Below are 13,505 nucleotides of genomic sequence, written 5' to 3'. Positions count from 1 at the left end.
TCGGCCCCGTGGCTTATCACATTGAACCGACTACCGGGATGCGTGAGAGATGCAGGCGACCTCCCGGTGAGCGTTCGTGACGCGCTCGTCGAATCCTTCGACGAAGCCCGAGACGCTGTTCGACGTGGCGACACCGAAACTGCACTGGAGCGTATCGACACAGCAGCGGGTATCGTTCGACACAAGGTACCCCCAGGGCTGGTTCGAGAGCGACTCGAACACGGTGTCGCCGCCGTCGAGCGGACTGCGGCAGACGAACCAGTCGTCGCGTCCGAGTATCTCCACGTGATGAAGCGGATGCTCACTGGGTCTGAAGACGTCTGAAAACACGAACCGCTGGCTCGATGGGTAGATAACTGAAAACGCCAGAATTCGCAATTAGAACCCGGACGGAAGACGTTTTCCACAACCCTCACAGCCTTTTTCGGCTTGCGCCGACTTCCCGAACTCCGATTCCTCGTGGTCCGGTACTTGGCTTTCCCGCCACTCACTCGCAGAGTGGTTATCGGGGTTGTTTCGGTTCCTCTTCGGCACTTTGACCTCGTCTTCCTTTTACGAAAGACTCGGTGTTCGTGTCGATCCCATTCCTCTGCATCTTGCGATGCATACCATCGTTGACGGTTATCCCGCCATCCAATGGATTCGGTTTGGTCATCCGGTGCGTCCTTGCGCTTCCGGCAATACTATAGTATGCTCGATAACATAATGAATGTTTCTGATACTCTCTGATACCTCTATCTTGATTGAAATTCACGTCTCACGACTGGTATATCGAGACGCCCCAGCTCACTGTTGGTGGTCATCGAATGTCGAACCAGATGCGTCGGAGTATAGCGTTTTTCACGAGAAACGTGGTCTGTTGCTGACGAGTGACATGGCCACGGAGACATCGGAATGCGAGCGGTGGCGAAAATGTACACGGCCGTGATAAACGCGCGCCTAACCTGTAGTAAATTTACTGATATTTTGGGCACGGACGTGGGTATTTTTGGGTTGGAGGAGGCGGTCGATACTCACGGTTGGTTCGGGGGCAATTTGTCGGCACACGTGCGAGGGAGAGGGATTTGAACCTCTCTCGCAGCAAGCTGCTCGTTGGTTCAAATCTCACCCGGACGCATCGCTCTCCTCACTGTCGTTCGGAGAAGGATGCGAGGGGAGGGATTTGAACCCACGGACTCCTACGAGAGCGGATCTTGAGTCCGCCGCTTTTTCCTGACTTAGCTACCCTCGCGCGTATGGAAGTACGTCAGGGGGACCGCTAAAACGTTGCGAATCGTTAGACGAGAACACCAACTTGCTCGACGAGGAGGAGTCCGCCCACCACGATGCCGACGACGCCCGCCACAGCGCGCAACAGTCGTGTCCCACCGATGTCCATCGACCGACCCCACAGTGTGGAGACGGTCGCCATCGTCGCAACCGTCAACAGACTGAACGCGGTGAGGAAGGCAACGGCCTGTCCCATACCCGGCGCAGCGGAGACCATCGCGATGACGAGTGCCCCACTTCCGGCGAACCCGTGGAAGACGCCGACTGCGAACGACTCGTCGTGAACGTGCGTGTGCTTCGTCCCGAGTGCAACGTCTCCGAGCGAGAGGTGTCGGTGTTCGCGGTCACCGTGGTTGTGGTCACGGAGGGTTGGAACCGGCACGTCCGCGGCACGAAAGAGCATCCGACCCCCGAGGACGACGAGTATCGCACCGACAGCGAGCTCGAAGAAGTGCGTCACCGACTCGGGCAGGCGAACCCCGAGGGCGACGAACAGGAGGCCGACGACGACGATTGGAATCGAGTGCCCGACGCCCCACGATGCGCCGACGAGACTCGGATTGCCATCGTCTTCGACCATCGTGGCGACGGCGGCGAGGTGGTCGGCCTCCAGCGCGTGCCGGATGCCGATGACCCCGCCCGCCACGAGCGCTGATGCGAGTGCCATTGCCCAAGAGTGAGCGAACCGGCCCTAAATATGGCGTGCATCACGGCGAAAAATCGACGCGCGCTCGCGCCCCCAGACAGTCACTCCGATGGCAACTCACAGGTCGCGCCGATAGCGAGTCCTTCCTCCTCGACGTACGACGTGAGACAGGCGTAGTTACAGAACGCACCCGCAGGGACTCGTTCTCCACTGTCGACTTCCTCGACGAACACGGGGTCGTGTCGCCACACGTCGCACCCGCAATAGGCGCAGTCGGTGTCTGCGTTGTCCATATCGACTACTTGGTCTCCACCCCTGTAAAACACTCCGCGAGCGTCTCCGTTCAGCCACCGATGGAATTACCGGGATTCCCGACCAGTTGACTCTCATGGACGAACACACCCGCGACCCGAGTGTCGCCCCGCCACTCGGGAACCCGTCTGGGTGGAACGAGGAGATACGGATGTGGGAACACGCGACGCTCCGGCGAGCAGTCGAACACGGTATTCGCTTGTTCAACTCGGGTGACTTTCACGAGAGTCACGACTGCTTCGAAGACGAGTGGTACAACTACGGCGCAGGCACGACCGAGAGCGCCTTCCTCCACGGAATGGTGCAGGTCGCCGCAGGCGCCTACAAGCACTTCGACTTCGAGAACGACGTCGGCATGCGTTCGCTCTTCGAAACCGCGCTCCAGTACCTCCGCGGCACTCCGAGCGACTTCTACGGCGTCGACGTCGACGACGTTCGAGCGACGCTTCGGGCGGCACTCGACGACCCGACGACACTCCACGGGTGGCAAATCACTCTCGACGGACAACGAGCGACTGCGTATCCTGCCGACTACGAGTACGCCGAACGATTGGACCACTAGTCAGCCGACACACCGAGTGAGCCGCTACCTGACAGCCGGGAGAAACGATATCGGTTTTTTCTGCCGTTCGTGGCAGCCAACACACAGAACGAATCTAAAACGCCTTTACCCTCTAGTTCTAGGAATCGCCAATGCGAATCTACGAACTCGGTGACGGCACCCCGGAAGTGTCAGTCGTCGGGTCGATTCACGGTGACGAACCGTGTGGCGCGCGGGCCATCGAACGGTTCGTTGCGGAAGACCCAGACGTCGAACGCCCGGTGAAACTCATCATCGCCAACGAGGAAGCACTCGACGAGGACGTTCGGTACCTCGACGAGGACCTCAATCGTGCCTTCCCGGGCGACCCACACGCTGAGAGTCACGAAAAGCGCCTCGCCCACGACCTGGGCCGCGAAGTCCGTGGGACGACTGCCTTTTCTATCCACTCGACGCAGTCGTACGCTGAACCGTTCGCCATCGTCGACACCGTCGATGCGATTTCTCGTTCTATCCTCCCTCGACTCCCCGTCGACGTGGCCGTCGAGACGAACAACTTCGCGGAAGGGCGCCTCATCGAACACGCCCACACCGTCGAAGTCGAAGCAGGTCTGCAGAAATCAGACGAAGCTGCCGACAACGCATACTGGCTGATTCGGGCGTTCCTCACCGCGACGAACGTCCTTCCAGCGCCGGCCGTCGCAAGCGACGGTGGCAACGACGTGGAGTCTCAGACGGAAGACGACCGACTGAAACTCGCTGCACCCGAGGAAGATAGCCTCGAGGTGTTCAAACTGCTCGAGCGAATTCCCAAGCCCGATGCCGAGGAGTACGAAGTCCTCGCGAACAACTTCAAGGTAGTCGAGGAGGGAGAAGCCTTCGCACGCGCCGGCGACGAGCTATTCACCGCCGAGAAAGACTTCTACCCCATCTTGCTCTCTGCGTACGGCTACGCCGACATCTTCGGCTACGCCGGGCAGAAAGTCGGTGAACTTCCGTAATCCGGGTACGGCTCGTTTTCCTCAGTCGAGCAACTGAGCGACTGCGTCTTCGACCGATTCGACCCGCGCGGGGTCGGTTTCTGGACCATCGTCACCGACGTGGAGTGCATCCCACCCCGCGCGTCGGGCACCGACGATGTCCTCGTCGTAGGTGTCGCCGACGTAGACGTACTCGTCGGCAGGGAGCGCCGCTTCGGCAGCCTCGAAGATTCCAGCAGCTGGTTTTCGAGACGCGACTTCGGGGTCGTTCGACACGACGACGGCATCGACGATGGATTCGAGGTCGTGCCGTTCGAGTTTCGCCCGTTGCATCGCCGGTGCACCGTTCGTGAGGATGCCAGTCGGGTAGCGAGAAGCGACCGTCGAGAGTCCACGCCGTGCCGAGTCGGCGACGGTCGTCGCTGCGAGTTCAGCCTCGTGGTGTCGTTCGACGAGTGTCTCTGGGTCGGTGTCGACTTCGAACTCGGAGACGACAGCATCGAACCCCTCGCGATAGGGGTTCGTCGAAAGCTGGTCGAACGATTCGAAGAGAACGGAGAGATATCGGTCGTACGCTCCCTCCGGTGGGTTCGGTACCGCAGTTTCGAAGATCGTCTCGAAGTCCTCGGTGTACTGGAGGAGCGTCAAATCGAGGTCGAAAAAGACTGCAGTCGTCATGAACGCCGAAACGGCGACGGGCGTGAAAAGTACCGGTCTCCCGTCTGTCTATTCGTCGGCCGCTTCGAACTCGACGAGCGTCAGATTTCGGTCGAGATAACAGTGTTGGTGCGGTGGGTCGCCGATGACGTCGCTGATGCGGTACTCCTGGTCGAACTCGGCACCCTCGGGGACGCAGTACTGGTGACTCGGGCACTCGGTGTGCGGGCACGGACCCTGTAAACTGGCTTTGCTGCCGGCGTAGGCACCCTTCGACGGGACGTTTGCTGTCACTGCGGCGGTTTCGACTTCGACGGCACGGACGCCCTCGTCGTGGACGGCGCAGTCGAGCACCTGCGTGTTCTCACGGACGCCGAGGACGCGGTACCGGACGCCTTCGGTGAGGTTGAGACACTGGCGGCGATAGGGGCACCCCTCACAGGCGCTCGATTCACCGTGGTAGACGAACTCGGTCCCCGGGTCTGTCAACCGGGCACCGACGAGTGTGACGGAGGTCATGCCAATTTCTTCACTCGCAGGGTGGTTAAGGCTCCCGCCCGGTCAGCTCGTCGAGTTTCTCGAAGTAGTCGTCGCGAGGGAGTTGATAGGCACTTCGGTAGTCGAACTCGCCATCGGAGAAGCGGCGAGCGATGTCGGTCGCGCCGTCGACGGCCGCCTCCCGTGAGTCGAACGCCTCGACGTGTATCTCGATTTCTGGCTCCATGTAGAGGACGGCGTGCCACGTGTCGGTGCGTATCTGTGACGCGCCGGGGCGCTTCGCCCGCGACCCGTTCCACACGAATATCGTGGGCATACACTCGGCCGGGAACGACGACTCGTTGAACACGTCGGGACGGTAGGCGAGGATTCGCCGTCCCTCCGGTTCGTCGTTCCAGAGAGTCCACCCGTCGGGCAGGTCGGTCATACGCTGGCTAGTTCTCCGTACTTCCTAAGGCTTCCCGCTTTTCGGCGCACGGGACGAGAATCCGTCTGAAAAACGTCCGATGAAGAAGGACATGATTTCACACCGACTCGATTAACGACACCGACACGTCGCTGAATCATCGATTAAATCGACATACACCGGCCTACCGAAGGGTCTGTGAGGCTGGTATGTATCCGGGCATTATTTCGTTTTAGACAAATTCTTGACTACTTTCAGAGAAAGCGTTATATGTTAACGTCTCTCATAGAGAATTAGTCTCGGTCACTGGACCGAGCGAGTCGCCCCCGCGCATCGTACCCCCAATCGCCGATTCTGTCGCTAGTTGCCGTCCTGTCGTGAGCGCGGAGCGTCGGCGGTGCCCAGCGACCGGCCCCCGTAGTTCGAGGCTGCGTGTCTTCGAGTCGCTTGGTGTCGTCTGTGACCCGCTGCTGCGGGCACGTCGCCTTCGACCGTCTGTGGACGGCCGGTCCGACGAGGCTCCACGAACAATGACCGGCGAAATTGAAACACTCGCAGACCTGAGCAAACACTACAGAGACTCGGTGCCCGCGGACCTCCGCGAGGCGAAGAGTTTCGAGTGGTATCTCGAAGAGGTCTACGCAGACCCGAAAATCGCTCGCAACGCCCACCAACGCGTGGCGGACATGTTCGACTTCTACGGCACCCGTTACGACGAAGATGCGGGTGTCGTGGAGTACCTCATGGCCTCCGAGGACTCGTTACACGACGGAGAGAACGTCTTCTACGGCCGCGAAGTCCACGAGTCGATACACGAGTTCGTCAACAAGGTGAAATCAGGGGCCCGCGGCCTCGGCCCCGAAAAACGCATCAAACTCCTCTTGGGCCCCGTCGGGTCCGGCAAGTCGCACTTCGATTGGCTCTCTCGACGCTACTTCGAGGACTACACGATGCGCGACGATGGCCGCATGTACACCTTCCGGTGGACGAACCTCGGTGACGTCATCCGCGACCAGGACCCCTCCGACAACGTGGTCCAGTCGCCGATGAATCAGGACCCAATCGTGTTACTCCCCCAAGAGCAACGCGACATCGTCATCGAACGACTGAACGAGAACCTCGACGCACCGTACACGATTCGGAACGACCAGGCGCTCGACCCCGCGTCTGAGTTCTTCATGGACCGACTGCTCGCTCACTACGACGACGACCTGGAGTCGGTCTTAGAGAACCACATCGAAGTCATCCGACTCGTCGCCTCCGAGAACAAGCGACAGTGCATCGAGACGTTCGAACCGAAAGACAAGAAGAACCAAGACGAGACCGAACTGACCGGCGACGTCAACTACTCGAAACTCGCGGTCTACGGCGAATCCGACCCGCGAGCGTTCGACTACGCCGGTGCGTTCTGTAACGCCAACCGCGGTATCTTCTCCGGCGAGGAACTGCTGAAACTCCAGCGCGAGTTCCTCTACGACTTCCTGCACGCATCGCAGGAACAGACCATCAAGCCGAAGAACAACCCCAGAATCGACATCGACCAGGTCATCGTCGGGCGGACGAACATGCCCGAATACCGGGAGAAGAAAGGCGACGAGAAGATGGAGGCGTTCAACGACCGGACGAAACGCATCGACTTCCCGTACGTCCTCGAGTACGAACAGGAAGCAGAAATCTACCGCAAGATGCTCCGGAACGCCGACGTTCCCGACATCCACGTCGAACCCCACACGCTGGAGATGTCCGGGCTGTTCGGTGTCCTCACCCGTATCGTCGAACCCGACTCGGACACCATCACGCTCGTCCAGAAGGCGAAAGCCTACAACGGCGAGTTAGACGATGGTGACGACGTCGACGTGCGGAAACTCCGCGAGGAAGGCGAAGCGAAAGCCGACATCGCAGAGGGAATGGACGGTGTCTCCGCTCGCTTCATCGGCGACGAGATTGCCGAGGCCATCATGGACGCGACCCACCGTGGCCGCAAGTACCTCTCGCCGCTTTCGTCCTTCACCCACCTCGAAGAGAACTTAGAGAACCACGGGTCGATTCCCGAGGAGAACCTCGAACGCTACCACCGCTACCTCGAGATGGTCCGCGAGGAGTACAAAGAACGCGCCATCGAGGACGTTCGCCACGCCCTCGCGTACGACATCGACGAGATTCGCCGACAGGGCGAGAAGTACATGGACCACGTCATGGCGTACATCGACGACGCGACGGTCGAAGACGAACTGACGGGCCGCGACCAAGAACCGGACGAGAAGTTCCTCCGCGCGGTCGAAGAGAAACTCAACATCCCCGAAGACCGCAAGGACGACTTCCGACAAGAAGTCTCCAACTGGGTCTCGCGGCGCGCCCGTGAGGGAACCTCGTTCAATCCGCAGGACAACGACCGACTCCGCCGCGCCCTCGAACGCAAACTCTGGGAAGACAAGAAACACAACATCAACTTCTCGGCGCTCGTGAGCGCGAACGAGCTCGACGACGACGAGCGAAACGCCTGGGTCGACGCACTGGTCGACCAGGGCTACTCGCGCGACGGAGCCCGGGAGGTGCTCGAGTTCGCCGGTGCGGAGGTGGCCAAGAGCGAACTCGAAGGCTGACCATGCGAGATTACATTCGCGACGCCGACGAGGACCTTCGCGGCACCTACGAGGAGCCGATGACACTCGCCGAGTACGTCGAAGCGGCGTTCCAGTCGCCCTCGATTGCGTCACACGCGTCGAAGTATCTCCTCGAAGCCATCGAGTCGATGGGGACTCGGCCCGTGGTCGAACAGGGTGAAGAGAAGGAGCGCTACCGCTTCTTCGACGACCCGGCCAACGACGGAGAACACGCAGTCCTCGGGAACACCGACGTGCTGAACGCGTTCGTCGACGACCTCAGAACCATTGCCGCCGACCGCGGCAAAGCCGAGAAAATCGTCTGGTTCGACGGGCCGACTGCCACGGGGAAATCCGAGTTGAAACGCTGTCTCATCAACGGACTGCGTGAGTACTCGAAGACCGACGCCGGCCGCCGATACACCGTCGAGTGGAACATCGCGAACGCCGCCGACACGCGCGGGCTCTCCTACGGGGGCGAAGTCGAGTCCGACGACGAAGACTGGTACGAGAGTCCGGTCCAGTCACACCCGCTTTCGGTCTTCCCGGGCGACGTCCGAAAGCGGTTGCTCAGTGACCTCAATCAGACCAACGGTGACCACATCCCCATCGACGTCGACGAAGCGCTCGACCCGTTCTGCCGCGAGGCGTACGTCTACCTCGAAGAGGAGTACCGACGCGCTGGCCGGCAGGACCTCTTCAGCGCCGCCACGGACGAGAAGCACCTCCGCGTGAAGAACTACGTCGTCGACGTGGGGAGAGGAATCGGTGTCCTCCACTCTGAAGACGACGGGTCGCCGAAAGAGCGACTCGTCGGGTCGTGGATGCCGAGCATGCTCCGCGAACTGAACTCTCGGGGGCGCAAGAACCCACAGGCGTTCAGCTACGACGGCGTCCTCTCGCAGGGGAACGGCCTCCTCACAATCGTCGAAGACGCGACACAGCACGCCGACTTGCTCCAGAAACTCCTGAACGTCCCCGACGAGGGACACGTCAAACTGGACAAAGGCATCGGGATGGACATCGACACCCAACTCGTCATCATCTCGAACCCAGACCTCGACGCCGAACTCGACAAGTTCGCGGACAGAAACGGACGGGACCCGCTGAAGGCCCTCAAACGACGCCTGAACAAACACGAGTTCCGCTACCTGACGAACCTCTCGCTGGAGGCAGAACTCATCCGCCGCGAACTGGCGAACGAGACGAGCGTCTGGACCGACGCGCCCGAGCAGATGGCCGAACGCGTCGCCGAAGCAATCACGCTGGACGTTCGAGAGGGGCCGGGGGCAGTTCGCGCGCGCGAACTCGCACCACACGCCATCGAAGCGGCGGCACTCTACAGCGTCGTGACGCGCCTCGACCCCGAGGACATCCCGCTCGACCCCGACTTGGAACTGAATCTCGTAGACAAGGCGCTGTTGTTCGACCGTGGCTACTTGCAGGTCGGCGACCAGCGCCGCGAGGTGTCTGCGTTCGATTTCATCGGCGACATCGAAGGAACGCACGGGATTCCCGTGACGTTCACGCGCGACGTTATCGCCGACTTGCTCCACGAACGACTCGACCGACACCACCCCGACCTCGACGTGTCGGCAGTGGTCATGCCATCGGACGTCCTCGACGCGATGGTAGACGAGTTACCGGACGCACCGGTGTTCTCGCGCGCCGAGTCGTCGGAGTACGAAGGCCGTGTCTCGATGGTCAAAGCGTACATCTTCGACCAGCAGGAAGACGACGTGCTCGACGCCGTGTTGGCCGACAAGGGCGTCCAGCGCGAGACGGTCGAAGAGTACGTCGAACACGTCTACGCGTGGGCATCGGACGACCAAATCGAGACCGAACGCGGTCCCATCGACCCCGACCCGTTGCTCATGAAACTCTTCGAGACCGAACACCTCGGTCGGTTCTCGAACGACGACTACGAGCGGAACGACCCCTCTGAGGAAGTCGAGGCGTTCCGCAACGAGAAGGTCATCACGGCGCTCAACCGCTACGCGTGGGAGAACCGTGACGAGGGATTCACCGTCTCTGACGTCGACCTGACCGAGATACCCGTCATCCGGACGGTCCTCGAGACGCACGCGTGGGAAGACGTGCGCCGCCTGTTCCCGGACCTCGACCCGAGACAGTGGGACGACCCGCCGGCGAACACCGAGACGGCCCGCGTCAAAGACCGAACTATCGAAGAGCTGAAAAAGCGCGGCTACACCGCCGCGTCGGCCGAACTCACGAGTCGCGTCGTGATGAAGGAAGTGAGTTACACATGGGACTGAGAGACGACCTCGAACGATTCCGCGAAGTCGGCGAAGAACGCCGTGAAGACCTCAAGGAGTTCATCTCCTACGGTGACCTCGGCGCCTCCGGCGCGAAAGACATCAAGATTCCAATCAAGGTCGTCGACCTCCCGGAGTTCCGGTACGACCGCCTCGACATGGGCGGCGTCGGCCAAGGGAGAGGCGGGACGCCCGACGTGGGCCAACCACTCGGCCAACCCCAACCAGCCCCCGGTGAGGGTGACGACGGCGAACCCGGCGAAGAAGGGGCTGAACACGAGTACTACGAGATGGACCCCGAGCAGTTCGCAGAGGCCCTCGACGAAGAACTCGGCTTACAGCTCGAACCGAAAGGTAAGGAGGTCATCGAGGAAGTCGAAGGCGACTTCACCGATATCACCCGAACCGGCCCGCACAGCACCCTCGACTTCGAGCGCTTGTTCAAAGAAGGTCTCAAGCGGAAACTCGCGATGGACTTCGACGAGGACTTCGTCCGCGAGGCGATGAAAGTCGAAGACACCACGGCCGACGACGTCTACCGCTGGTGTCGCGAGAAAAACATCCTCGTCTCGCTCGCGTGGATCGACGACGAGTGGAGTCGGATTCCCGACGACGAACGCGACAAGTGGGAGTCGTTCGAAGCGATGGAAGAGAACGTCGAGCGAACGACGGTCGTCCAGCGCATCCGCCGCGATGGACTCAGAGAGATTCCCTTCCGCCGTGAAGACGAACGCTACCGTCACCCCGAGATAATCGAGAAGAAGCGCTCGAACGTCGTCGTGGTCAACATCCGCGACGTGTCCGGGTCGATGCGCGAGACCAAGCGCGAACTCGTCGAGCGCACCTTCACACCGCTCGACTGGTATCTCACGGGCAAGTACGACCACGCAGAGTTCGTCTACATCGCCCACGACGCGGAGGCGTGGGAAGTCGAACGCGACGAGTTCTTCGGCATTCGGTCCGGCGGCGGGACGCGCATCTCGTCGGCGTACGAACTCGCCAAAGAGGTGCTCGAAGAGCGCTACCCGTGGCGCGAGTGGAACCGCTACGTCTTCGCTGCCGGTGACTCCGAGAACTCCTCGAACGACACCAAAGAGCGGGTCATCCCGCTCATGCAGGAGATAGACGCGAACCTCCACGCCTACGTCGAGACGCAACCCGGTGGCACCGCAATCAACGCGACGCACGCCGAGGAAGTCGAACGGACCCTCAGCGGCGAAGGAAACGTCGTCGTCGCCTACGTCTCCCAACCCGACGACGTCATCGACGCGATATACCGCATCCTCAGCACGGAGGCGACAGCAGAATGAGTTTCAGACGACACCGCAGAGACGCACAGAAAGAGGCCGCCCGCCTCGACGAACCGGTTCGTGAAGCGGGCGCGCTGGCCCGCAAACTCGGGTTAGACCCGTACCCGGTGAACTACTGGGTGGTCAACTACGACGAGATGAACCAACTCATCGCCTACGGCGGGTTCCAAGAACGGTACCCACACTGGCGATGGGGGATGGCGTACGACCGCCAGCGCAAGACCGACCAGTTCGGCATGGGCAAAGCGTTCGAAATCGTCAACAACGACGAACCAGCGAACGCCTTCCTTCAGGAGTCGAACTCGCTGGCCGACCAGAAGGCCGTCATCACACACGTCGAAGCCCACTCGGACTTCTTCAACAAGAACCAGTGGTTCGGCCTGTTCTCCGACGAAGGCCAGTTCGACGCCGCGGCGATGCTCGAACGCCACGCACAGGCAATCGAGCGCTACGTCCAGAACCCGGACGTTAGTCGCGACGAAGTCGAGAAGTTCATCGACGCCGTGCTCTGCCTCGAAGACACCATCGACCAACACCGGTCGATTCGTGAAGCGGCCAAAGACAAAGACGGCCGTATCCCCGAAGACATCCGGTCGCAACTCAAGAGCCTGAACATCTCCGACGACGTGCGCCGCGAGGTGTTCGACGAAGAGTGGCTGGACCGAATCGAGGAAGCCGAACGGGAAGCAGCGAAACTCACAGACCCCCGAAAAGACGTGCTTGCCTACATCCGCGAACACGGGATGCGCTTCGACGAAGAGACGGGGAAAGCCGAGGAGATGGAACCGTGGCAGAAGGACGTCCTCGACATGCTCCGCGAAGAAGCGTACTACTTCGCCGCCCAGAAGATGACGAAAGTCATGAACGAGGGGTGGGCCGCCTACTGGGAGTCGCTCATGATGGGCGACGAACGGTTCGCCGGCACGGACGAGTTCATCACCTACGCCGACCACCAGTCGCGCGTCCTCGGGTCGCCCGGACTCAACCCCTACAAGTTGGGGAAAGAGCTCTGGGAGTACATCGAGAACACGACGAACCGCGCCGAGGTTGCCGAAAAACTCCTCCGCATCAAAGGAATCACGTGGCGAAACTTCCACGAAGTCGTCGACTTCGACGAGGTGCAGTCACTCCTCCGGACCGACCCCGTCATCGACGGCGTCGACGCCGAGTCACTGGACGAACTCGCTGCACTCGGCCCGGACGACCCACGAGTGGACCACGAGATGCTCGACAGAGCGCTGTCGGGTGACGAGTCCATCGACGTCGATGCCTACCCGTGGAAGGTCCTCTCGTACGAAGGACTCGCAGCGCGGCACTACTCGCTCGTCAAACCGCAGAACCGTGGGTTCCTCCGTCGCATCCGTCGGTCCGAACTCGAACAGTTGTCACGGTACATGTTCGACGACGAACTGTACGACAGCGTCGACGAAGCGCTCGCCGACGTGAACAAGGCCGCAGGCTGGGACCGCATGCGCGAGATTCGCGAGAGCCACAACGACGTGACGTTCCTCGACGCCTTCCTCACCGAGGAGTTCGTCCGCGCGAACCACTACTTCGCCTACGAGTTCTCGCAGTCGTCACGACAGTTCCGCGTCTCGTCGACGCAGTACGAAGACGTGAAGAAGAAACTGCTGTTCCAGTTCACGAACTTCGGGAAACCGACCATCGCCGTCTACGATGGGAACTTCGACAACCGCGGAGAACTGCTCCTCGGCCACCAGTACAACGGCGTCATCCTCGACGTGAAGCAGGCCCGTGGTGTCATGAGTCGCGTCTACCACCTCTGGGGCCGCCCGGTCAACCTGATGACCATCATCAAGGAGTTCGACGAACACGAGGTAGAAGTCGCCCGTCGCCGCGGGCGCGAACCGACGCCCGTCGAGCGTGCAATTCGCATCCGGTACGACGGAACCGAGTTCACCGTCAGCGACCTCGACCCTGACCTCGAAGCGCGTATCGCGGCCAGCGATATCGACTACGACACGAAGCCCGATGATTGGCTCTAAG

Annotated in this window: 12 protein-coding genes and 1 tRNA gene; 7 read left to right on the top strand and 6 right to left on the bottom strand. The window is 61.0% G+C overall.

Going from position 1 to position 13,505, the window contains the following annotated elements; all coding sequences use genetic code 11:
- The first annotated feature begins 42 nt into the window (after positions 1–42).
- Entirely contained in the window at positions 43–324 is a 282-nt protein-coding gene (locus GJR98_RS09050) for a hypothetical protein (protein ID WP_151137501.1), read from the top strand.
- 823 nt (positions 325–1,147) lie between these two features.
- Here the strand turns inward: GJR98_RS09050 and GJR98_RS09045 are convergent.
- The 3 genes from GJR98_RS09045 to GJR98_RS09035 form a co-directional block, all read right to left on the bottom strand.
- Positions 1,148–1,231: transfer RNA gene (locus GJR98_RS09045), tRNA-Leu, on the bottom strand.
- A 45-nt stretch (positions 1,232–1,276) separates the two neighbouring features.
- Positions 1,277–1,936 carry an urease accessory protein UreH domain-containing protein gene (locus tag GJR98_RS09040; RefSeq protein WP_151137499.1) on the bottom strand — a complete coding sequence of 220 codons (660 nt, stop codon included), beginning with the start codon at positions 1,934–1,936 and terminating at the stop codon, positions 1,277–1,279.
- A gap of 80 nt (positions 1,937–2,016) precedes the next feature.
- On the bottom strand, positions 2,017–2,208 hold the full coding sequence (locus tag GJR98_RS09035; protein ID WP_151137497.1) for a hypothetical protein: 192 nt from the start codon (positions 2,206–2,208) through the stop codon (positions 2,017–2,019).
- Positions 2,209–2,303: 95 nt separating this feature from the next.
- Here GJR98_RS09035 and GJR98_RS09030 point away from each other — a divergent pair, with 95 nt between their 5' ends.
- Positions 2,304–2,789 (top strand): DUF309 domain-containing protein, encoded by a 486-nt coding sequence (locus GJR98_RS09030; protein ID WP_151137495.1) that lies wholly within the window; start codon positions 2,304–2,306, stop codon positions 2,787–2,789.
- A gap of 131 nt (positions 2,790–2,920) precedes the next feature.
- Positions 2,921–3,769 carry a succinylglutamate desuccinylase/aspartoacylase domain-containing protein gene (locus GJR98_RS09025; RefSeq protein ID WP_151137492.1) on the top strand — a complete coding sequence of 283 codons (849 nt, stop codon included), beginning with the start codon at positions 2,921–2,923 and terminating at the stop codon, positions 3,767–3,769.
- Between the two features lie 21 nt (positions 3,770–3,790).
- Here GJR98_RS09025 and GJR98_RS09020 read toward each other — a convergent pair whose 3' ends face one another.
- The 3 genes from GJR98_RS09020 to GJR98_RS09010 are packed head-to-tail and all read right to left on the bottom strand — an operon-like array spanning position 3,791 to position 5,330.
- Positions 3,791–4,426: an HAD family hydrolase gene (locus GJR98_RS09020; RefSeq protein ID WP_151137490.1), complete on the bottom strand. Its 636-nt coding sequence runs from the start codon at positions 4,424–4,426 to the stop codon at positions 3,791–3,793.
- Between the two features lie 48 nt (positions 4,427–4,474).
- A complete protein-coding gene (locus GJR98_RS09015) occupies positions 4,475–4,924 on the bottom strand; it encodes a UPF0179 family protein (protein ID WP_151137488.1) in 450 nt (149 codons plus the stop codon).
- A 25-nt stretch (positions 4,925–4,949) separates the two neighbouring features.
- On the bottom strand, positions 4,950–5,330 hold the full coding sequence (locus GJR98_RS09010) for a DUF5820 family protein (protein WP_151137486.1): 381 nt from the start codon (positions 5,328–5,330) through the stop codon (positions 4,950–4,952).
- A gap of 509 nt (positions 5,331–5,839) precedes the next feature.
- On the opposite strand from GJR98_RS09010, the gene GJR98_RS09005 reads away from it, so the two are divergent.
- Genes GJR98_RS09005 through GJR98_RS08990 form a run of 4 tightly spaced genes read left to right on the top strand, consistent with a single transcriptional unit; the run spans position 5,840 to position 13,504 of the window.
- Positions 5,840–7,912, top strand: coding sequence for a PrkA family serine protein kinase (locus tag GJR98_RS09005; protein ID WP_151137484.1), 2,073 nt, complete (start codon positions 5,840–5,842; stop codon positions 7,910–7,912).
- A gap of 2 nt (positions 7,913–7,914) precedes the next feature.
- Positions 7,915–10,188 (top strand): PrkA family serine protein kinase, encoded by a 2,274-nt coding sequence (locus GJR98_RS09000; protein WP_151137482.1) that lies wholly within the window; start codon positions 7,915–7,917, stop codon positions 10,186–10,188.
- Positions 10,179–11,498: a YeaH/YhbH family protein gene (locus GJR98_RS08995; protein WP_151137480.1), complete on the top strand. Its 1,320-nt coding sequence runs from the start codon at positions 10,179–10,181 to the stop codon at positions 11,496–11,498. Before GJR98_RS09000 ends, GJR98_RS08995 begins: the two co-directional genes overlap by 10 nt.
- Complete coding sequence (locus GJR98_RS08990) at positions 11,495–13,504, top strand: SpoVR family protein (protein ID WP_151137478.1); 2,010 nt, start codon at positions 11,495–11,497, stop codon at positions 13,502–13,504. Before GJR98_RS08995 ends, GJR98_RS08990 begins: the two co-directional genes overlap by 4 nt.
- The last annotated feature ends 1 nt before the right edge of the window (position 13,505 follow it).

Source organism: Haloferax marinisediminis (assembly GCF_009674585.1).
Taxonomy (GTDB): Archaea; Halobacteriota; Halobacteria; order Halobacteriales; family Haloferacaceae; genus Haloferax; species Haloferax marinisediminis.
Note: the sequence above shows the minus strand (reverse complement) of the source record. Positions and strands in the feature narration are given on the sequence as shown.